This is a genomic window from Okeania hirsuta (assembly GCF_003838195.1).
GTDB lineage: Bacteria > Cyanobacteriota > Cyanobacteriia > Cyanobacteriales > Microcoleaceae > Okeania > Okeania hirsuta.
The window spans coordinates 1-22,767 of the sequence record NZ_RCBY01000131.1 but is presented as its reverse complement, the minus strand read 5'-3'; the positions used below and the strand labels follow the sequence as shown (position 1 = coordinate 22,767).

The 22,767-nt window shown below is 36.0% G+C and carries 16 protein-coding genes, 1 tRNA gene and 2 pseudogenes; 8 read left to right on the top strand and 11 right to left on the bottom strand.

What is annotated here, in order from left to right; translation table 11 throughout:
* Positions 1-428 precede the first annotated feature (428 nt).
* From D5R40_RS20175 to D5R40_RS42735, 7 genes and pseudogenes are all read right to left on the bottom strand, one after another.
* The gene (locus D5R40_RS20175) at positions 429-818 is read right to left on the bottom strand and encodes a C-type lectin-like domain-containing protein (protein WP_124147166.1); all 390 of its coding nucleotides are present in this window, start codon (positions 816-818) and stop codon (positions 429-431) included.
* Positions 819-2,269: 1,451 nt separating this feature from the next.
* A complete protein-coding gene (locus tag D5R40_RS20170) occupies positions 2,270-3,451 on the bottom strand; it encodes a GNAT family N-acetyltransferase (RefSeq protein WP_124147165.1) in 1,182 nt (393 codons plus the stop codon).
* 425 nt (positions 3,452-3,876) lie between these two features.
* On the bottom strand, positions 3,877-4,521 hold the full coding sequence (locus D5R40_RS20165) for a Uma2 family endonuclease (RefSeq protein ID WP_124147164.1): 645 nt from the start codon (positions 4,519-4,521) through the stop codon (positions 3,877-3,879).
* 391 nt (positions 4,522-4,912) lie between these two features.
* The gene (locus D5R40_RS20160; protein WP_124147163.1) at positions 4,913-5,116 is read right to left on the bottom strand and encodes a hypothetical protein; all 204 of its coding nucleotides are present in this window, start codon (positions 5,114-5,116) and stop codon (positions 4,913-4,915) included.
* A 55-nt stretch (positions 5,117-5,171) separates the two neighbouring features.
* Positions 5,172-5,468 carry a hypothetical protein gene (locus tag D5R40_RS20155; RefSeq protein WP_124147162.1) on the bottom strand — a complete coding sequence of 99 codons (297 nt, stop codon included), beginning with the start codon at positions 5,466-5,468 and terminating at the stop codon, positions 5,172-5,174.
* 643 nt (positions 5,469-6,111) lie between these two features.
* Positions 6,112-8,122, bottom strand: a pseudogene (locus D5R40_RS20150) (protein kinase domain-containing protein).
* 132 nt (positions 8,123-8,254) lie between these two features.
* A pseudogene (locus tag D5R40_RS42735) lies at positions 8,255-8,383 on the bottom strand (4-Cys prefix domain-containing protein); the annotation flags it as partial.
* Between the two features lie 226 nt (positions 8,384-8,609).
* On the opposite strand from D5R40_RS42735, the gene D5R40_RS20135 reads away from it, so the two are divergent.
* The 4 genes from D5R40_RS20135 to D5R40_RS20120 all read left to right on the top strand — a co-directional run bounded on the left by D5R40_RS20135 (position 8,610) and on the right by D5R40_RS20120 (position 10,486).
* Entirely contained in the window at positions 8,610-8,921 is a 312-nt protein-coding gene (locus D5R40_RS20135; RefSeq protein ID WP_124147160.1) for a hypothetical protein, read from the top strand.
* A 12-nt stretch (positions 8,922-8,933) separates the two neighbouring features.
* Positions 8,934-9,146 (top strand): hypothetical protein, encoded by a 213-nt coding sequence (locus D5R40_RS20130; protein WP_124147159.1) that lies wholly within the window; start codon positions 8,934-8,936, stop codon positions 9,144-9,146.
* Between the two features lie 558 nt (positions 9,147-9,704).
* On the top strand, positions 9,705-9,902 hold the full coding sequence (locus D5R40_RS20125; protein WP_124147158.1) for a BRO-N domain-containing protein: 198 nt from the start codon (positions 9,705-9,707) through the stop codon (positions 9,900-9,902).
* 2 nt (positions 9,903-9,904) lie between these two features.
* Positions 9,905-10,486: a hypothetical protein gene (locus D5R40_RS20120; protein ID WP_124155107.1), complete on the top strand. Its 582-nt coding sequence runs from the start codon at positions 9,905-9,907 to the stop codon at positions 10,484-10,486.
* A gap of 103 nt (positions 10,487-10,589) precedes the next feature.
* On the opposite strand, the gene D5R40_RS20115 is transcribed toward D5R40_RS20120, so the two are convergent.
* A tRNA-His gene (locus D5R40_RS20115) sits at positions 10,590-10,662 on the bottom strand.
* A 96-nt stretch (positions 10,663-10,758) separates the two neighbouring features.
* Between D5R40_RS20115 and D5R40_RS20110 the strand changes: the two genes are divergently transcribed.
* Positions 10,759-12,288: a serine/threonine-protein kinase gene (locus D5R40_RS20110; RefSeq protein ID WP_192901203.1), complete on the top strand. Its 1,530-nt coding sequence runs from the start codon at positions 10,759-10,761 to the stop codon at positions 12,286-12,288.
* 99 nt (positions 12,289-12,387) lie between these two features.
* On the opposite strand, the gene D5R40_RS39865 is transcribed toward D5R40_RS20110, so the two are convergent.
* The 3 genes from D5R40_RS39865 to D5R40_RS20100 all read right to left on the bottom strand — a co-directional run bounded on the left by D5R40_RS39865 (position 12,388) and on the right by D5R40_RS20100 (position 17,727).
* Positions 12,388-13,296, bottom strand: a complete 909-nt coding sequence (locus tag D5R40_RS39865; protein ID WP_240041628.1) for a WD40 repeat domain-containing protein — start codon at positions 13,294-13,296, stop codon at positions 12,388-12,390.
* Entirely contained in the window at positions 13,233-16,028 is a 2,796-nt protein-coding gene (locus tag D5R40_RS20105) for a WD40 domain-containing protein (RefSeq protein WP_240041627.1), read from the bottom strand. Before D5R40_RS20105 ends, D5R40_RS39865 begins: the two co-directional genes overlap by 64 nt.
* Positions 16,029-16,401: 373 nt before the next feature.
* A complete protein-coding gene (locus tag D5R40_RS20100) occupies positions 16,402-17,727 on the bottom strand; it encodes an AAA-like domain-containing protein (protein ID WP_124155106.1) in 1,326 nt (441 codons plus the stop codon).
* Between the two features lie 514 nt (positions 17,728-18,241).
* On the opposite strand from D5R40_RS20100, the gene D5R40_RS20095 reads away from it, so the two are divergent.
* The 3 genes from D5R40_RS20095 to D5R40_RS20085 all read left to right on the top strand — a co-directional run bounded on the left by D5R40_RS20095 (position 18,242) and on the right by D5R40_RS20085 (position 21,742).
* A complete protein-coding gene (locus D5R40_RS20095) occupies positions 18,242-19,057 on the top strand; it encodes a hypothetical protein (RefSeq protein ID WP_124147154.1) in 816 nt (271 codons plus the stop codon).
* Positions 19,058-19,649: 592 nt separating this feature from the next.
* Positions 19,650-20,621, top strand: coding sequence for a calcium-binding protein (locus D5R40_RS20090; protein WP_124155105.1), 972 nt, complete (start codon positions 19,650-19,652; stop codon positions 20,619-20,621).
* A gap of 116 nt (positions 20,622-20,737) precedes the next feature.
* A complete protein-coding gene (locus D5R40_RS20085; RefSeq protein WP_124155104.1) occupies positions 20,738-21,742 on the top strand; it encodes a calcium-binding protein in 1,005 nt (334 codons plus the stop codon).
* The last annotated feature ends 1,025 nt before the right edge of the window (positions 21,743-22,767 follow it).

The window sequence follows — 22,767 nt, the reverse complement described above, 5'->3', positions numbered from 1 at the left end:
ATCCCCATGTAATTTTCCTCCTGTCTCCAGTATAGCTGTCTCCTGTCTCCTTCTTCAATTTGATTGCTCTTTAAGTGATAAATTTCCTAAAGTCAGGAGTCAGAATAAATAGCTTTAATACCATTTATTAGGTCGGAATTTATATTTTTAGTCCAGTGGACATCTCCTATAAAGTCTTTTAATTGCTCTTATTATTTGTAACAATCTTTTTCCAAATTGGTATAACACCCAATTTATTTAATTGAGTGAATTTTATTTAAAAATAGGTTGACCTTTAGGAGATAAAATATTTTACCTTGACTATGTTTCCGAGGGTCGTGAAATCAGCAACTAGGTTGGCAAATTCTGTGGAACCGTCGGCAAAATTTAATCTCATTTCGCTAAGGTTTAAGCCTCCTCCATGGGGTTTCCTGTAGTCGAATACGCCCTCAATGGTTTGGTGTGCCGTTCTGCCAAAAGACTGTTCCCGCTTCCGGACTGGTTACCCATTGCCAAGTCCCCTCTGTTGCTGTGTCATTTGCACCTAACCATCCACCTGCTTGTGCAGAGAAATGCTCTGTGGGTATACCGATGTTGGAAATAATAAAGTTGTGTTCTGCTTCAGAGGTGATGGTTATCAGATATCTCTGCCAACCATTATAAGAGCGAGTTTCAGCACTAGCTTTTGCTTGGTTCCAAGTATATTCACCTGGAACATATTCGTAGTAGTGACCTGTATCGGAGTTGAAAAAGACGCTAGCGCTTGCTGGTTTGTTTATTGCTAAAGCGATAGTTGTTGCTCCTAGGCAAGCTATGGATAGTTTTTTTATGGAAATCATAGAGTTGTTTTATCCTATTTACTGACAATGATTTGAGGTAGGGGTTCTTGTCTTGACAGATATTTGCTTCTAAGGTTTTGACACGATCGCTCTTTAATGAATCACCAATTGTATTATTTTGTATTATTGCGACATACGCAATAAAAGAGAGAATGATCGCTCTTTAATGAATCACCAATTTTGAAATCTTTTTGTATTATTTTGTATTATTGCGACATACGCAATAAAAGAGAGAATGATCGCTCTTTAATGAATCACCAATTTTGAAATCTTTTTGTATTATTTTGTATTATTGCGACATACGCAATAATCGACAAAAGTATTTTTAAACCTTGTCGATCATCGACAATATTCATTACAAGGATCGTGTAATATGGTTTATGTTGTAAAAATTTCTGTCAAAAACCTTTTTGTTTGCTGAACAATATCCTTCTCAAATTTTTATCTGTATAACTCAAATATATGCAACTAAAATCACAGGTGCATTGGATTCAACATCCAGATGGTTATTAGATATTACGAAATTCTGAATATCCGACCTTTATTCAAGTAGATAATTTTCATAACCATCTGAGGCAATGGCAGATATTGCAATAGCAGCTATTGCTTCAGATGGTTATTAGATATTACGAAATTCTGAATATCCGACCTTTATTCAAGTAGATAATTTTCATAAAAATGTGATTTTTCAGTTAGGTAAAAAACCGATAACTACTATTGCTAATAAATACGATTTAACTGATAAAAATATTCAACAACTGTTACAATAAACATCTATAACGGATATGTTGTCAGATATTAAACTACCTCCAAAAACGTTTTATGTGTAGCGAATATTATTTTTAAAAGTATTTTATATAAAATTGTTATTTTACTATCTCGTCTCACTCAATTTTCAGTTTTTGTGAAATTTTAGCATTATTTTTCGTATTTTATATAACTAGATAAAATTTAACTTTGCCAAACTACAAGAGAAAGAAGGAAGATGTTTTTTAGTAGAAGTTCCGATCTACTTACAACCTTTAGGTATTTAATAATTGCTGATAGCTGAGATAATAATTGCTTGATTTATTACCTTCTTTTTTCTTCCATCCCCTTTTTTCTTACGTGTTAATGGTAGTTATATCATGTCCGCACTGTATCGTTTGTGTAAAACCAAGGGTGAATATTTACAGGAAATTTACGTTTTTCCAAGCTTTTAAGCCTTCTTCCCTCTTCCTTCTTCCTTCTTCCTTACTTTCACGCTTACAATACCGATGCTACCGGACATGATATTAAACATTTTTTGGTAGGAAATAATGCTTCAAAGTCAGTCTAGACAAGGGAATTACGTCGATGCCTTAAAAATGGCTAGAACCCGTGCTTATTCAGGATTTATACCTTTTTGACATCAAAGCCTCTGCCCATCTATATTTGAGCCTATTTTCTGGCTTGATTTTGTGTAAGTCCCATTAAGAATTACCATGACTAAAAGGTAAATCCTCATTAATTCTCTCCATTTCTAGCTGTTCCATTTCATTCACTTGCCCAATGTAGGACAAGAAGATTTTTGACAAACGATTATGATAAAATTTGTGCATACTATGGTTAGGTGTTGCTGGAAAACCACGCCGTTTTTTATGACGCCCACCAGCACCAGGGTCAAAAGTCTTAATACCATGGTTGATCGCCCATTCTATCGGAGCATAATAACAAGCATCAAAATGTAAACAATCTATTTCGTAAGTGCTGCCCCAATAACGACCGTAAAGGCGATCGCCCTTAGTAATACAAAACGACATTCCTACAGGGAAGCGGTCGTCCTCCTCACTGTAACCTGCCACAAATAATACTCGATGGCGAAAGTCGTGATGTAATTGTTCAAAAAATCGCTTCGTCAAATATTTACTACCCCACCAACCAAATTTATCGCAGGTACTCTCGTAAAAACTGTACATCTTAGAAAACAGAGCTTTCGGTATTTCATCCCCAGTGAAAGTCTGCATTTGTAAACCAGCTTTTCCTACTGCTTTACGTTCCCGCTTAATATTACGACGTTGATTAGCATTAAATACTTTGAGATAGTCATCAAAAGTTTGATAACCTTGATTCTGCCAAATGTAACTATGGTGTAGCCAACTGTTAAAACCATTACGTTGCAGTACAGGATGCCATTCTGGATCGACATAGAGAAAATGACATCCAGAAATATGATGGCGATCGCAAAAATGATCGATTTCCCTGACCATCAAAGCTGTCATTTCATCCTCATCCTCCCCAGGCGATATTAAAAATCTATATCCCTCAGCAGGAGTAAAAGGCGACATTCCCAATAACTTCGGGTAATATTCAATACCTAAGCGGTAAGCTATCTCGGCCCATTGATGGTCAAAAACAAATTCACCTTGACTGTGTCCCTTGATATAAAGTGGAGCTGCTGCTATTAGTTGTCTATCTCGCCATACTGTTAAATGTTGCGGTAGCCATCCACTTCTACCACCCACACTACCAGAAGTTTCCATATTATGCAGCCAGTCCCATTCTAGGAAGGGAGTTTTTAAAGGTTGGGCCAGAGCATCCCATTCTGGTTTAGGGACTTCAGCAATTTTGCCAATCCAGGCTAGAGAATATTGAGGTTTAGGCTGTTGAATCATGTTTAACTCTTTATTGGCGTATCCGATATCTAAGTTAATCTATTCTCAACTTATTGTGCATTTGTTGGCCGTGCTTGAAGAAGTAGTTAGATAGGGGAGCCGCCGATAGGGCGATTTACAGGAGAATGCGGTGATATCATGTCCGGTAGCATCGGTTTCAACAATTAATAATTAATAATTACCTCTCCTTTAAAAGAAGAGGATTGACTCAAAGGAAAATTTTTCTTTTTATCCCCTTAAAGGAGGAAGCTTTAAACCACAATTTTTCGGTAATTAGATAAAAAGAGTGGGGAGTGGGGGAGAAACTGAAAGACATCCTTACTACTCCTTTACAACCAAAATTTATTGTAAAACACCAAAAAACGTACTGCTATAAAGCTAATTTGAAATAGAAGAAATAGGAAAATAACTATTTACCTACTTTACTAACTAATAATTTGTTCTCTTACCCAATTCCGAAAAGTTTTCATGGTTTGATTTATACCCATATTTTGACAGCGAATACTATATTCTGGAATTACTTCAGTTAAGGGTAAATCTGGAAAATTAGGGCTAATTTCTGATTCTATATATTTGTTATTTTCTAAAACATAAATTTGTAATTTTCCTTTTTCAAATCGCCAAAGTTCCCCTACTCCTAAATTGGCATAAATATTCAGATGAGTACGAGAAGTTATATATATTTCTAAAGCTAAATCAGGCGGTGGATCGATAGTTAAATCTAGGCGTTCTTTCCCACGAACTTTAGCTTCATTTTCAATATAAAAACAATTGTCTGGTTCTATTCCTTTTGCCATTTGTTCATTTTTGAAAGTTGTGGAACCTAGAGTTAAAAATTTTCTGTCTAGTTCTTCTAGGAGTGCTTTTATTAAGTCACTAATAACTTCTTTGCTAAGTTCGTGTTCTGGTAATGGAGTAATAATTTCTAAAGTGTTATTTGCATAAGCTATTCGAGAAGCGCGACTTTCTCCTAAGTCTGTGATAATTTCTTCAAATTCTTGCCAGCTTACATCTTTTAACAACACTTTTTGCCCTGGTGGTATGGTTAATCTTTTGAGTTCTAGCAGCATTTTTTTCCTTTAATATATGATGACATATTGAAATGCAGTATTGTACTTTATTATATAAGCTGAATTATTGATTGATAACAACAAACAAGAAAAACTTACATAGATTTTTAGTCTAGTAATTTATTGTCAAAAATAAACACTTTGTAGGTAAGCATTTCCTGCGGACTGCTGCGCAAACAGCTATTAGCTGTCAGCTATCAGCAACAAGACTCTATCTTTAAGGACAGTGTTTCAATTAACAACTTACTTTAAGGGTAAAGGAGGCAACTTTTTTAGTAAGACAGTTAATACAGCTTTGACCCTAAGACCCTAAACTAAAAGCACAATAGCTGATAGCTGATGGCTGACGGCTGAATGCTTACCTTTATAGTTTTATTTATCTTCTTTACCATCACAAAGGAATAAGATTAACTCCTCCCATGAATAGCGAGAACAAAAATACTGATATAAGAAAAATTAAAACGCCTATTCTGCGTAAAGTTGAATCATCTAAATCTCCTTGATGAAGAGTACAGCCGATGTAAATATCTCTTGCTTTATTAATGCTACCAATTTGATTAGAATTATCGCCAGCATTTTGATTAATTTCAGACATTATTTATGCTAACTATCTACATAGTAATATCGCCTGCTGAACCAATTTGACCAATTTATTTTGCATTATCTCCTGCTGTTTGATTAAAATTTCCTGTCTGTTCAACATTGACGTTTGTGGAAGTAGGATTATTTTCTTCCATTAATTTTTTTACTTGTTTTCCTAGGATTTCATCAGCGTCCAGTATTTTTTTCAATTGTCGCCTAAAAGCTGCTTCTGCATCTTTGTCATTACCTTCTTTAGCAAAGTCTTCTACTGCTTCCTTAGCTGCTTCTTTAGACTCTATTTTTGGCGATAATTTTTCCCAAATAGCCTTTGCTCTTTGCCATGTATCCTTACCTACTTCTTGCAAAAGCCCTTCACTTACTTTTTCACTTCCTTTAATTCAGTATGGCAATAAGGCAGGCAAAAGTGTTACTAATTCTGCTGTATCTACTATAGAAAGTCTTTAATTTATCAATAAATTTTTCATGTTTAAGTATAACACATAAAATTAAGTATTTTACCGAATAATCAAGGTTGAAAGCAACTTCAATTAAGGGAAAAAAATAATTTTTTATCCTTAAGGATCAATCTTAATTCATTTTAAGAAGAGGTAATTGTTAATTATTAATTGTTGAACTCTACTCCTCTTCTAGCTGCTACCTGAAAATAAGTATTCAACTGAACATGATATAGCAAGGAATGAGTTAGTTAGGACTTATGTTGATGATGAACCGTAATATCAAATCCGGTTAAACAGTTATAGATTCGTTAAGTAAGGAGGAGTCAGGAGCACCGAGTCAGGAGGAGAGAGAATCACAAAGATGTAGTAGTTATGACGATTGAAGAATTTTTTTATGTCCAATTAAACGGATTTGATATAAGACAGAAAAATACTTTTCCCACTCTTGCCTGTTGCCTGCTATATAGCACTACGCAAATAGGTTAGGACATTTATAAATGCTCAAAGTTAGTCGATTACTTCTGACTTCTGACTTGCGCGTAGCGCTACATTACCCAGGAACGCACCATATTTTAATCGTCTTATCATTACTCCCACTCGCTAAACTCTTACCATCCCGACTAAAAATCACCGAAAATACATCACTTGAATGACCCTTAAGAGTTTCCAACAATTCTCCGGTGACAACATCCCATAAATTAATAATCCCATTACGATACCCACCCACAACAATTTTTCCATCCGGACTAAACGCAACAGACAAAACATCGCTCATACCATATTTCAAATTTTGTATAGGTGTCGAAATAAGCTCCCCTCCATAAACCTGCCATAACTTAATCGTGCCATCCCTACTACCACTAGCTAATGTGCCACCATCTGGACTGAAAACAAGCGATCGCACCCAGTCAGAATGGCCCTTAATTGTAAACAGCTCCTTCGCCTTCTGAAAATCCCATATTTTAATTGTTTGGTCGCGACCTCCACTTGCCAATATCCGACCATCTTTATTGAAAGCAACACTATAAACCCGGTCTTCGTGACCAACCAGAGTAAACCACCGCCTTGCTTTCTGCAAATTCCACACTTCAATTGCCTTATCTCTCCCCCCACTTGCCAATACCTGACCATCTGGACTAAATGTCACTGCATCCACCCAGTCAGAGTGACCGATGAGAGTAAACCAGCGTTTGCCTTTCTTCATATCCCAAATTTCAATAGTCTTATCCCGACTCCCACTCGCTAACATTTCTCCATTTTCACTAAATGCCACAGTTTGTACTGAGTCGCCATGACCAGTCAGGGTATACCAACGTCTACCTTTGTTCACATCCCAAATTTCAATAGTCTTATCCCGACTCCCACTAGCTAAAATTTCTCCATTCGGACTAAATGCTACTGAATTTACCGAGTCAAAATGTCCGGTCAGGGTCGATACACATTTCCAAGTTGACCTTTGTGGTTGAGGAATAATTGTCGGTTGGATAACATGAGGCGGTGCAGTTATAGAATTTTTTGTTTGTCTAATGGGTGTATATGTAGATATTGGCGCTCTGGTGGGGGTAGGAGATGGTGTTGGTCTTCTGGTTGGGGATGGTGTGGGTGGAGAAATATTAGGGAGAGTAGGGAGTTTCTGTTCTGAGTTTAATTCTTTCATTACCTCAGCAGCAGACTGATAACGCATTTTGGGGTTAGTTGCCAGCATTTTATCAAGAATTCTGCCTAACATACTATTAATAGACTGATTCAAATAATCTCGCCACACCCATTTATCTTTCATTACATCAAATAGATCGAAAGGAGATACTTGAGTTAATAAATGAATACAAGTCACCCCCAAACTATAGATATCGCTAGCAAAAATAGCATGACCTCTTACTTGTTCTGGAGCGACATATTCCGGACTGCCAATTATTGTTCCAGGTTGCATTAAAGCAGTTCCAGTAATAACTTTAGCTGCACCAAAATCAACTAATACTAATCGATTTGTATTAGTTGATTTTGGTGCAGCTAAAGTTATTACTGGGACTGCCAATTATTGTTCCAGGTTGCATTAAAGCAGTTCCAGTAATAACTTTAGCTGCACCAAAATCAACTAATACTAATCGATTTGTATTAGTCATCCATCCTGTAGTTTGTGGTAGAAAATTACGACGAATAATATTTTCTGGTTTGAGATCCCGATGAATTACTTTATGTTCGTGAATAAACTGTAAAACTGGTAATAATTCATTCAATATTTGTTTGATTTGACCGTCGTTAAAAGGACCTATTTTTGTTGACTCTTGAGCAAGATTAGAACCATCAATAAATTCCTGTACTAAATATTGATTATTATCCTGTTCAAAGTGAGCTAATAATTCTGGAATTTGTGGATGTTGACCAAGTTCATCTAATCTAATTGCTTCTTGTTGAAATAACTCGGCAGCTTTTTTTGGGTCGCCAGTATTTTGAGGTAAAAATTGTTTAATTACACAAGGAGGGTGAGAAGGTTTATCTTCATCTACAGCGAAAAAAGTCCTACCAAAACCATTAGCAGCAGTGGAATAGTAATGTTTCACTGCTGCTAATGGTTTTGGTAGGACTTTTTTCTGGATTAAATTGCACAATTTTTGAGGTAAAAATTGTTTAATTACACAAGGAGGGTGAGAAGGTTTATCTTCATCTACAGCGAAAAAAGTCCTACCAAAGCCACCCCTACCTATAGGTTTCATAGGGCGATATCTTTCTCTCAGCAGCAATTTTGCTCCACAAGCTAGACAATATAATGTTTCTTCAGGATTTTGAGGATTTGGGCATTGAGGATTTAAACAGTAGCTCATTATAAGTATTAAAAAGATTCGGCAACTATAGAGCTACGCGCAAGTTAGAAGTCAGAAGTCAGAAGTTATCCTTGACTGAATTTGAGTGTTTATAATTGTCCTAAACTATTTGCGTAGTGCTATATCTCTATATTAATTCTTCCCTTGGACAGAGTGTAAATAGCCTAAATTGAACTATAAGTCTGGTATTACTGAACTTATTCCGAATTTATGTCTAATAATAATTATGTCAAATGTTAATTTAACTGATGATATTCAGGTTTCTCAGCCTTCTCAGCAAGTTCCATTATGGGCAAAAGCGATCGCTTTATTGGCTCTTTTGAATCTTACTCTAGGACTATTTAATATTAGTTATGTGTCGTTACGGGACATTTATTTTAGGTATTTGCCTGCTGTTGTTAGAGTTTATGACCCAATCAAAGGTATAGAACCTAATATTCAGACGGATAATTATCTTGTTACTGTGAATCAATTGGTGGCACAACTACCAGAAAAAGGACTCCTAGACCCAACTACAAAAGATTTATTAACTTCTTGACGCAGTAAGAGTGTGGCCTTAATAGAAGATGACCCATTTATAGCAGGTAATAAGTTTGCCACTTTTGCCAAAATTCAACGACGAATGCGTAAACGAGTGAGGATTGAATCTACAAGAAAAGCTTTTGTAACTTTCTGGAGTATCGATTATTTAATGTCAAAAAATGTTACTCAGGAAATAGATTTTTTTGAGAATAAAATTAGTCCTTTAAAGGGAACTTTTTGACAGTTTAGCTAAACAATTTCAAGATGCTTTACGTCAAGAACTTCAGGATGAAGCAACATTGCATGAACTGCAGTCTTTACTGTCTGATTTATTGGAATAAATGAAGTTAAATTATATTCAAAATTCTCAGAAACGAACACCAAAACAAATGATCGATGAAATGGCATAAATTGAACAGGTTGCTGAAAATATTCAAGATGAGAAAGAGTAAATTTTTTGTGGAAAAATAACATAATAATTTCCTGCGTAATGCTGCGTAAACAGCTATCAGTAACAAGAATCTCTCATATAGACAGTGTTTAAATTAAAAAATACTTTAAGGAAAAGGGATGCAACTTTTATAGTAAGAAAATTAATAATGTCTGTTGTTAAAACATAAGGTTTATTCTCAAAACCGGGTTCCTTTTGACCCGAACATTCATCCTTTTTGAGATGCTGCTACTCCAGTTCAATTGGGTTCATTTTTGAGCAATACCTCCACACTATGGAAAAATGGTTAATGGCTAAGGAGAAATTGAATCCTTAATCAATTAATTAATTAATTAACAGAAAAAACCTATGCTTACTTACAATTTCAACTCCAATAAAGTGCGTGTTATTTTTGGAGACGGTGACGAACCTTATTTTGTTGTGGAAGATATTTGTGATATTTTAAAAATACCTGATGGTAGGTTGAGCGATGAGGACAAAATTACGCAAAAATATACGACGAACAAGAAATTATTGTTACTTCCGAATTTGGGCTATATGAGTTAATAATGAATTCCTTAGGAGAGAAGGAATTTAAGCGCTGGATACTGAGGGAAATTTTACCGACTATCAGAGAAACTGCTATGGTTAAAAGCTACCCTTCTAGAGAGATGATTTATGCACTAGCAATACTGAAGGAAGTTACTTACAGCGAAAGAGATGACAAAGCTTATTTCACTTTTAACGCTACAGCGAAATTATGTGGTACTGGAAACTCGGGATTAAAAAAAGATTTACAAGATAAGATTTATCAACTTCTTGGTTGGTATACAAAAGCAGATTTAGCGAGCAGAGATAAGTGGATCAAAGGTCATACAAAGTTTTCAGACGTAATAATAGCCAAAATCATTGAATATTATGCTTTTGAAGCTCCTGAGTCCAACGACAGAGTAAAAGATACTTTCAAAGCATTTGCTCCCATAGGTATCCGCAACTGGGCAAAAGAAGCAGTGCAGTATGTTGAAAAAGAACCTACTGATAATAACCCCAAGGAAATTTTAGCTTCTATAGATGAGAAGTTGAGTGTGATTCAACAAACTGTTCAGGAGTTAAGTCAACAATTCCCTGTGTCCGACGATGGAGAACAATAAGAATAAATAAATTTTAGGGTTGTAGATGTCTACACCCTACCAAAGTTGTCAATTTTTATTTGAGTTTTTGTCAGAGCCTTTAAGACTTTATAATATTAAAAAGGGCGAACGATGGGACTCGAACCCACGAATGGTGGAACCACAAACCACTGCCTTAACCACTTGGCCACGCTCGCCATACATATTTTTCTTACAGTAAACTACTATAGCATTACTAAATTATATTTGTAAACCCCCTAGACAAAAATCTAAAATCTAAAACCAACCCCTCAATGAGTTATTGTGTTAACCCTCAATGTCCCAATCCTGAAAATCCAGATACAGCAAGCTCTTGCCAGAGTTGCCGATCGCCCCTACTCCTCCACAGACGCTATCGTCTTCTGAAAAAAGTTGGTCAGGGAGGTTTTGGCAAAACATTTTTGGGCGTAGATGAAAAACATCCTCTGAAGCTCCCATGTATTCTCAAGCAACTTTCATGTCCTACCCAAGACCCCGAAAGTCATCACACAACAGCAAGATTATTTCGGCGAGAGGTGATGCGGTTAGTACAGTTGGGGCAACATCCACAAATTCCTTTATTGTTAGCTCACTTCCAACACAATCAAAATTTGTATTTGGTGCAGGAATATATTCAGGGTTTGACACTGAAGCAAGAATTACAACAACAGGGGGTATTTAACGAAGAACAAATATGGCAATTTTTGCGAAGTTTACTGCCAGTATTGCAGTTTATTCATCAACATCAAATTATTCATCGGGATATAAAACCAGAAAATATTATTCGTCGTATTTCTCCACCTATTAACTATCAAAAACCACCCCACCTACCTGGAGAAAATCAACTGGAAAAATTAGGAAAAGTGGGGGAAATTGTATTAATTGATTTTGGCGTAGCGAAGTTGCTGACGGGTACTGCTTTAATTCGCACTGGTACCATTATTGGTAGTCCAGAATATATGGCACCGGAGCAAACCAGAGGGAAAGCATTGCCAGCAAGTGACTTATTTAGTTTGGGCGTAACTTGCATTCATTTACTGACGGATGTTGCACCGTGGGATATGTTCGATGTCATCAATGACTGTTGGAGATGGCGAGATTTTTTGCCTAGTGGGGGTAGTGTGAGTCAAAGTCTGGGCAATATATTAGATAAATTATTGCAAAATTCTGTGAGTCAACGCTATCAGACAGCGGAACAAGTTTTGGAGGTGTTGGAGTCTAGGTCTAATATTGTTAGGCGACCTGTGAAAAATGTTGAGTCTTTGGCGTTAGTAAATCAAAAGTTGTCTGTGTTGCCATCGGTCCGGAGTTTGGTAGGAAGGTTTATTCCCCAAGTTATGGCACTCGATGAAAATCAGTTAATTTCAGCAGTGGGGGTAAAGTATAGGAAATTGCAGTATTTGTTGGCAGTGCAAAAGTGGCGGGAAGCAGATATGGAAACCTGGGGAGTTTTATGTGATGCTTTGGGGAAGAGGAGAAAAAGTTATTTGTTTAGGGATGATATTGATAATTTGCCTTGTGAAGATTTGCTGACTATTGATTGCCTCTGGGTGAAGTATAGTCAGGGGAAGTTTGGGTTTAGCGTGCAAAAACAGATTTATGAAAGTGTGGATAAAGATTATGGAGAGTTTTGTAGTCAGGTAGGTTGGTTGACTTATAATTTGCATTTTCGCGATCGCGGATTTAAGTTTAGAAGTTGGGCACCAGTTGGTCATTTACCTTCACGAATTTGGGCAGGAGGTCAAAAATGGTGGAGTCATGCTGAGGGGATGGCGAAAAAGTTGGATAAGTGTGCTGTTAGGTAGTAGGTATTAGGTTTTAGCTGAAAGTGTGGGATAGATAATTCAAGTCACGCCACTTCTAGGGTGCGATCGCCGTTGTCAATAATTATTAAAACAACCTGTTCAGTAGTCTCTACAAATATTTTGTATCTCCTCATCCTGATTTTGAGTAACAATATAATCCCTCAACCATTGACAACCCAACTCCATAAAATCTTCAATATCCAAAGTCAAATTCCATAGCTTAACTGTACCATCTTCACTAGCAGAAGCTAGTAACTTACCATCTGGACTAAAACTAATACTAAAAACCCGACCCAGATGACCCTCAAGAGTTTGCACCTCAGTACTATCCGCCACATTCCACAAAATCACTTTTCTATCAAAACCAGCAGAAGCAACTATTTTACCATCCGGACTAAAATCAATATCTCTCACCCAACTTCCATGACCTTCGAGAGTTCGCACCTCAGTACCATCCGCCACATTCCATAACTTCACAGCAGCATCACCACCACTGGAAGCAAGTAACTTGCCATCTGGGCTAAAACTAACAGCAACCAAGTTAAGATTACCCCGATCCAAAACTTTCAACATCCTGCCATCTTCGACACTCCACAAAATTACCCGATGGTCAAAACCAGCAGAAGCTAAAACTTCACCATCCGGACTGAAACTGACACTCCTAACTGAGCGGAGATGACCCTTAAGACTTTGCAAAAATACTTGATCAGTGAGTCGCCATAATTTTACAGTACGGTCATCGCCAGCAGAAGCTAAAATCTTTCCATCCGGACTGAAACTAACAGCATAAACAGACCTACTATGACCCTTAAAGGTCTGTACTAGAGTACCATTTTTCACATTCCACAGTCTAACTGTATTATCGAGACTAGCAGAAGCTAAAAATTTACCATCCGGACTGAAGCTAACATGAAAGACATCTCCACTGTGACCTTTGAGAACTATCAGTAAAGTACCATCTGCCACATTCCATAGTTTGATAGTATTGTCAGTATCAGCAGAAGCCAGAATTTTGCCATTAGGACTGAAACTGACAATACTATCAGTAAAGTACCATCTGCCACATTCCATAGTTTGATAGTATTGTCAGTATCAGCAGAAGCCAGAATTTTGCCATTAGGACTGAAACTGACAACTGATACATCACCTTGATTATTTGTAAAAGTTCTTGGTTCTGTACCTTCTAGACCTTCTACATTCCACAACCTAACAGTATGGTCGCTACCAGTAGAAACTATCATCTTACCATCAGGACTAAAAGTAACACTCCTAATTATGCCAACATGACCTCGGAAAATTTGTGGTTCAATTCCCTTTTCCTCCAAATTCCAGAGTTTCACCAAACCATCTTCAGCAGAAGAAACCAGAGTTTTACCATCAGGACTAAAACTGACACCCCAGACTGTACCACGGTGACCTCTGGGGGTAGGAGTTTTAATTTCAATACCATTTTCAACATCCCACAACTTAATGGTTTTGTCAGCACTACTGGAAGCTAAAGTTTTACCATCAGGGCTAAAAGTAACAACCCTTACCTCGTCTCTATGACCCTTAAGAGTTTTGAGCAAACTACCATCTTCAACTTTCCAGAGTTTAATTTTATTGTCAAAACTAGTAGAAGCAACTATAGTACCGTCTGGACTAAAACTGACATGAGTAACTGCATAATAACGACCATTGGGAGTACGATGAGCGGGAATTTTTCTGACCAAAGTACCATCTTTGACATTCCAGAATTTTACCCAACCTCTTGAACCACAAGAAACCAGGAGTTCCCCATCTGGACTGAAACTGACGCTTCTCACCCAAGTGTTATTGTGGGCGAGGATGGTTTTCAGTAGAGTACCGTTGTCCACATTCCACAGTTTTATAGTACCGTCTCTGCTAGCAGATGCTAAAGTTTTGCTATCTGGACTGAAACTAACTCCTGAGATATGGTCTCTATGGTCTTTGAGAGTTTTTAGCAGTTTGCCTTGAATATTCCATAGCTTTATTGTTTTATCCTCACTACCAGAAGCAATAATTTTGCCATTGGGGCTGAAATTCACTCTTGTCACCCTGTCGAGATGCCCTTGAAGGCGATTTTGCTCTCTAATACCAGAAACTACAAATCTTAATGTATTCAAGACTTCTGTACGTCTATCTAATCTAACTGGGGCTGATTTTTCTAACTGTTGCAGTTGTTTTCCTACTTTTAATGCTGACAGTAACGCATCAAATGGACTGATGTTATTATAGACTTCTTTTGCAGAAAAACTTTCTAGAGATATACTAGCTTCTGCTAATTCTCGGTTAGCTCGTTTTACTTGTAACCCCACTACTGTTGCTGCTAATAGTGAGATAATTAAAATTACAGTGCCGACACTTACTATTCGTTTAGATTTTTGTTGAGCTTGGATTAAAGTTTTATTGGCTTCAGCTAGGATAATACTTTCTTGTTCTTTGATATCTAATATTTGTTTTACTTTCAACTTTTCCAGTTCTTGACTAGAGCCTAAAAAGTAATAATCAACCTCACTAAGACTATGATTTCTAGACCAAGATAGAGCTTTTTGTAATAATTCACCTTTCAAAAGTTGAGACTCGTCTTGATAGTTAGAAGCAACCCAAGCATTCAAATTTTCAGCATAGGGACGCAGTTGCTCTAATTGTCTTTCTAACCATTTATGAGAAAAAATATGTTGATAAATTTTGTTATAAATTCTGAGTTTTCCTTGTTCCTGAACTACTAATCCTGATAACCTTAATTCTGTTTGTTCAACACTGCCATTTGCCACAATTTCTCCCTGTTGTAAAATTTGTTGATAGATGCCCAATATTTGACCTATGCAGCGCTTATTTTTAAGCAGGCGATCACGAATTGTCCTGAGATGAGGTGGTTCATCTTGAGCTTCCCAGTTATTAATAATTCTGGTTTGAACTAATTGTTGAATTGACCTATAGTTTGTCATACCATCGGCTAAATTTTGTACAACTAACTGACATAATTTTTGAGAGAGAAAAGGTTGTCCGCCAGACCAGTTTAATATTTCTTTGAGAGCTTCCTGGGGATTATTTACTTTTTCCTCTAATCCTAAAGCTAAAGGTTTTGCTTCTTGAAACTCAAATCCATGTAGTTCAATTGCCTTACCAATATTAAAAGGTGTTTGAGTTTTATCTGTGATTAAATCACTGGGAGTTGCTACTCCTAACAGAGCAAAAGTAAGACGTTTATATTTAGGTTCAAAAACTCGTTGATTATAAAAATATCTAATTAAGGCAAAAAAATCATCTAAGGAAAAATTATGACTTCTGACCAGATCAATTTCGTCTATAAAAATCACGATATTTTGCTCAATTATTTCTAACAAAACTTCTTCTATGAACAAACTCAAACGTTGTACTGGAGAAAGCAAATCTCTTCTTTCCCGCCACCAACTTCGCCACTGAAATTTCTTCGTAAGCTGACAACTACTAACTAAAGATTGAACAATTCCTGCATACCATTTTTCCGGATTTACATCCTCTTTGCCAATTCCTGTAAGGTCAACAAAAGCACATAATATTCCTTCAGCTTGTAGCTTATTCATTGTTCTGACTCGCAAACTAGACTTACCCATTTGTCGCGAGTTCAATACATAACAAAATTCTCCAGCTTTCAAGTATTGATAAAATTCTGAGTCGGCTTTTCTAATTATGTAACTAGGAGCATCAATAGGCAAACTACCACCATATTGATATTCATATTTAATATTTGACATTTTTTATATAGCTTAGTTCATATAATTAAACTCAACTAATTAACAAAAAATCTCGAAATTGATAAGTTGGTGCACAAATAAGGCTGTAAATATAATATAAATATTAACTTAAAAAAAAGAGTGCGGAATTTTTTTTAGTTTTTTTCTTTTGCCTATTGCCTTTAACCGTCATCTTTACTATTCAAAAAATAAATATCTATTAGATTTCCGAATAATTAATGATTCTCTAATTTAGATTTAAATCCTCTCGCATTAAGGAAAAATATATTTTTTTTATTTAAGCAAATTATCCTATTACAGGAAAGGTAATTGTTAATCATTAATCAATTCTTGATAACACCATCAGCAAAATTTTTGTTTACTCAATCAAGTGTTATAAAACTCTCCGAAAATAATCTTGATAAAGATGACATTGAGGCATTACATAATTATCTTTTTGCTTAACCAATCCCATACTATGTAACTGATAAATTTGTTTTGAATCTAATTCAACTGGCTCTGAGGAAGTAACAACCTGTTTAAATGCTTCAGTTAATCCCGGCAATTTTTGTAATGTTTCCCAATTTCGCCGGAGATGATTACTATAGACTCCGGCTTCAGTTGCAGCTTCTTTTAATAATTGTTCTAAAGTAATTTTATGTGACCAAATTTCATACATAGCTAATCGCAAAAGATAAGGATGTCCTCCTACTATTTTCATCAATTCTTGAATCAAATAATTATTCCAATTTATGCCATGTAGTTGAGCTAATCTTTGTACTTGGTTATGATTAAATTCAGATAATTCTATGGGCAAACCAGCATTAAATGGAGATTGATTAATATCTAGAGGAATATAAACTTCTGTTGAATGTGCTATTACCAAACGTAGTCGTTTCCAAACATCAGATATTTTTCCTCTTTCATGCCAAAATCGTAACATCCCAAAAAAATCTTCAATGACTTCAGTATAAGGAAATAACCGGTCTACTGCATCCAAACACAACACTAATGGTGTATCAATTTCTGTTAATAAATATTCTTCAAAATATACTGTGCAATTATCATTGCTGCCAAGAATTTCTGTATCCCAATAGTTGTCTAGCTGATTTTCTAAATTTAATTGCCGACCTACTGTTAAACATAACCATTTGAGAAACTTATCTAAATTAGTAATAACTGTTCGATTCACACTACTTAAATCTAGATAGACAGTCCGATAATTCTGAGCTTTAGCCTGAGCTAAAATTCTCATTATTAAAGAAGTTTTACCCATCAGTTTAGGAGCTTTTATCCTAATTAGAGATCCTGGGTTTTCTATAGTTTGATAACATAAATTTTCTACATTTTCTCGCTCTATATATAAAGGAGAATCTAGAGCAACTGCTCCTTCTGGAAAAGGTAGTTTGACAATGGATGAAACAAATTGATTATTATTATCCTCTTTCCATCTTTGTAGTGCTTCCTTAAAATTTTTTTTAGTTATCTTTTCTCCTAATGCTGTTGAAAATTTACTCCACATTTTATTGCCGACATCTTTGTTGAGATATTCAGCACTATAACCATTTTCCTGAGCTATCTGAATATAAGTTTGTTTTTCCCATGCTCCTTGGAGAATTAGAATTTCCAGATCGCTCAAGTGTGTACCAGTGTTTTGGAAGATTATTTGATTTGCTCTCTCTTTAGCTTGGCTCCAAGTAAACTCTGATTCTGATTTCATGGTAGATTAGCATATAAATTACTATAATTATATTTTATTCATGTTGAGCATTGATAAACAGAACAATTATAAAAATCCTGATTTTTTATTTTAACTACCCTGACTTTTCCTGATTTTTTTTCTGTTATCTAGATTTTGGAATAGTTTAATTGTTGTTTTTATCCTGCAGATAATCACTTCTTTACTCATTTATAAAAATAATTTTCAGCCATGCCATACATAGCTCTGCAAACTAAATTTTATCTAAAAAGTAGAGAATTAACAGACTAAAAAAAAAGGAGTATTGTAGCGGATTATATATTGTAGGTATGGAGCTGTTAATAGATAATTTATTACTGATTGAGCAGCCAAATATATTGCCATACTCATACGGAAAAATTGACAATTATTAAACTTAGGAAAAAATCTTTTCTTTGAGTAAGTAAACACCTGATTTTTTATCCATTGTCGTTCTTAGTATGAAAAGTGAAAATTATTAATAACAACAAACATTCAAGCGTAAAAGAGAACAAAAATGAATTTACAAAGATTTCTGGCAGCACCAGTTGCCTTCGGATTGACGCTCGGTACTTTCTATGTACTAAATTTACCTGCATATGCAAAAACTGTAAATGTTACCGTTCCTAAAACAGCTGTTGCCATAGCTTTTAACACAGCTTTTAGTTCAACTAAAGTTCATCTTGACAACTATGGAAAAAAGCATGGTAGTAGCTGGCATCAAGATTCTAGCTATGTACTATTGCCCAATGGAGCCAAAGAATCATTCTTGATTCCCGAGTACAAACATAAAGTTACCAAATTTCGCCAGTTGAAATATTACATTGATAATATGAATACCTCATCTATCCAAGCCACTATTAATGGTAGTCGAATTCAAGCAACTGCAAGGTTTGAAAGCCAAGGAGAGGAAATTAAAGCAAAATGTGTCCGCAGAAGGTTTGGAAAATGGGGTGAGTGCAAATTAAAAATGGAACGCGATATCCATTTGAACAACTCAATCCTTTCAATGTCTTTGATACCTGTTGCTTATAATGGGTCTATTTCATACGCAAATCCCAAAGTAGACTTTAAGACTGATTTACGAATTCCTAATAAGCTATGCCAAGCTTTTAAGGGTATCTGTAGTCGTATCCAAAATAAGATTAAGGGTGAATTAACCAAAAATATTGAAACACAACTTGCCAATGGTCTGAATAATCCCAAAGTAAAAGACAAGGTAGCAAATTCTGTTAAAAAATCACTCGCTAGCCGTTTAGGTCAATACAAAAACTGGAAAATAACTAAAGTTTCTAGCAATGGCAACAACTTTATCTTAAATTTGAGAAATTAGATTTTTTGGTAGTGATTCTAATATCAACTCAAGAAAAATATGACACAAATAAATTTTTTGTAGGGGTTTAACACTGATAAATTTTTACCCACAGATTTGTATTTCTCAGGACTTACGCAAATGAATTATAGTCTTTGCGTAATTCCTATTTATATTAAAGTCAAATTTTATGATTAACAACTTCTAGGATGATATTTTTCTAGAATTTATCTGCCAAATATACTGCCATACTAATATCCGGAAAAATTTACAATTATTCAACTGAGAAATCAAGTTTTTATCAGGAAAGTAAACACCTGATTTTTCCTCCATTGTCGTTGTTGGTCTGAAAGAGGCATGATTAATTCATAAGTTTAGTTTGAGAGCTATAGCACTCCAATTTAAGTCGTGAAAACCTAAGAGGCTCAAGCTTTTGACAGCAAAGTTTCTAGCCTCAAAAATATTACAACCATAAGGGGGTTGGTAAGGGGGTGCTGGTTTCCCCACTCCTCCACAGGGTGGGGCGGAAAGCACCCCCTTACATAAATAAATGTTGATCCGCTATCTAGGATTGCTATAGGCCCATCAAATTAACTAACAAAGTCGAATTGATGTGGGAGAAATTTCAATGGCTTATATTCAAGGCACTCCAGGTAACGATTTTCTACCGGGTACTTATTTCGGGGATATTATCGAGGGTTACGCTGGCAATGACACAATGCGGGGCGCAGATAATAGCGACACAATGTATGGTGGTAATGACAATGATGATCTGTTTGGTGAATATGGTAACGACTTTCTATACGGTGACTCTGGCCGCGACTACCTCAATGGGGGTGTAGGTGACGATTATCTTTGGGGAGGATCTGGTCGTGATACTATTGATGGTGGTAGTGGTAATGACGTGATGCGGGGTGGCACTGGCTACGATACTTATGTAGTTAGTTCTCCGAACGATCAAGTCATTGAGTATAGTGGCGAAGGACTTGACATCGTTGTTAGTAATATCAATGGCTATACTTTGGGTGCAAATGTAGAAAGTCTTCTCCTCGGAAACACAATTTCTGATGGTACAGGTAATAGTCTCAATAATCGTCTTTACGGTAACGATGCCAACAACAACCTAAGTGGAGTTGGAGGAGCGGATGAATTATTCGGTAATGGTGGTGCAGACGCTCTTAATGGTGGTTCAGGTAGTGATACACTCACTGGTGGTGCTGATTTTGATGTTTTAACTGGAGGTAGTGGTGCTGACTATTTTAAATATGTCAGTCTATCTGACGCTCCTACAAATTACATTTTCTTTCCAGAGACTATTAATGATTTTCAACGAGGAATTGACAATATAGATTTATCAGCAATTGATGCTAATCTCAGTAGTTCAGGAAATCAAGCATTTTCATTTATTGGTACAAGTGATTTTGGAAGTGTTCCTCGAGGAAGTCAAGGTCAAGTTCGATATGAAAATACTGGTGGATCTGTGCTGGTTCAAGTAGATGTTTATGGTGATGGTGACTATACTTCTGACCTAGATATTATGTTGCTCAGTACCACATCTGTTAGTGCCAGTGATTTCATCTTGTAAGTAATGTAATGATTAAACAGAGTAGCTTAGACTTTCATAATCACTACTTCTACAGTTTATTTGGCATCAGTATAAACCTAACAAAACAAAGATTAAATATTAGGAGGTAACACAAAATGGCAGTTATTAATGGAACCCGTGGAGATGATAATTTACAAGGATTTAGTGGCCCTCATTGGTCTTTAGTAAATGGTCAGTTAGTTTATTATCCGAATGGCAACGACACCATTGATGGTCATGGTGGTGATGATGTATTGCTAGGTAAAAAGGGGAATGACGAGATTTTTGGAGGTAGTGGGAATGATTTTCTCGGAGGAGGAAATGGAAGGGATGAACTCTATGGAGAATTTGATGACGATAGCATCAAAGGAGGTGGTGGTCGTGACTCTATGTATGGTGGTGAAGGTAATGATGAATTGGATGGAGATGGTGGAAACGATCTAATCTTTGGAGATGACGATCAAGATATAGTCTTCGGGGATACTGGAGACGATACGCTTGATGGCGGTAATGATGCAGATTTGGTCGTAGGTTCTAGCGGTGATGACATGGTAGTCGGCGGTAGTGGTAATGATACGGTTGAAGGGGGTGCTGATAAGGATACATTAGTCGGAGGAACGGGTGATGATATTCTGATTGGGGGAGGAAGCAGTTTAGTCCGGACTATCCTACCCGATATGGATAGTAAGCAGGATATCTTTAAAGTTACAGGTGATGAGGGAGTAAGCGGTTTTGGCGACGATACATTAAGGGGATTTGAACGCAATCTAGATAAAATTGAATTTGGCTTCGATATTCTGCTGAATTTTACTCAAAATCCACCTCCTGGTGATTTAAGCCTGAAGAATTTTGACGTTCTTGATTACTGGCCTAATGGTAATGTCGCAGGTGCGGATGGTGAATTGACAGATCTCGATTTCCCCTTTGTTGAAGAAATTGGTAACGATCTACTCATTAACCTTCCTCCATCCGGTAACATTACTATAGGTGTTCAAGCTGGAACCATTGAATATCAAATGAATGGTCAAACTTTTAACTTTGGTGGAGGCACTTTGTTAGTCGAGAATGTCAATAGTTTAGGCAATAGTTTAACCGAGAATGATTTTATCTTTTCGTCCTAGAATACATCATCATCATCTAACTAGATAATTACATTAGACCTTTTCAAAATCGGTATTTTTGGAAAGGTCTAAAAACAGTATGACTATTTGTAGCAAACATTTATCACCCTTGGTATTACCCACATATTATTTCTCAGGACTTACGCAAAGACTATAATCCATTTGCGTAAGTCCTGTTTATATTAAAGTCAAATTTTATGATTAAGCACTTCTTGGTTTGTATTTTTATAGAATTTATCTGCCAAATATACTGCTATGCTAATTTCCGGAAAATTTTACAATTATTTAACTGAAAAATCAAGTTTTTATCAGGAAAGTAAACACCTGATTTTTCCTCCTAGGAAACCCAACAAAAATCCGTCGCAACCTACCATTTTAGCTGTGTCCGTCCACTACAGCTACTGGAAGAGAATATTTTAAAATATATAGTATAGATTTTCCTGTTAGATAGTAATTATTATGAATAATACTAATAATTCTGCTCGATCAGAAAGTAAATGTTTCAAAAAAGCGTAGTTTTGAATGATTGCTCTATCTTTTTACCGAAAAATTGTGGTTTAAAGCGGACCCTTTTAAGGGGATAATAAATCAAAATTTTCCTTTGAGTCAATCCTCTTCTTTTCAAGGAGAGGTAATTATTAATAATTAATTATTAATTGTTGAATGTATATAGAGATGTTAATTTAACCCATCATATCGATTGTTCATAATACTAATTAATTTGTGTGATCCTTCAATAGTTTTGTCGAAATCCCTCTGCCTTTTGAGGATATTTTCCCTAGATATATTAATTTTCATCTTCTGCAAATAAGAATCCAATCATCGGCAAATCTATGACAAGTTTCTGCTCAATGTAGAAAGATTTATTTAGATAAATTCACGAATACCAAATTCATTTCTAAGTTGCATAGAATAATATTTGGCGTTGGTAAAGCGCGTGTATGATATTCATCTTAATTATTTAGGAGTCAACCCACCCCTCGCCCCTCCCCCTCCCAGGAGGGGAAGTCAGTCGGACCGAGTCA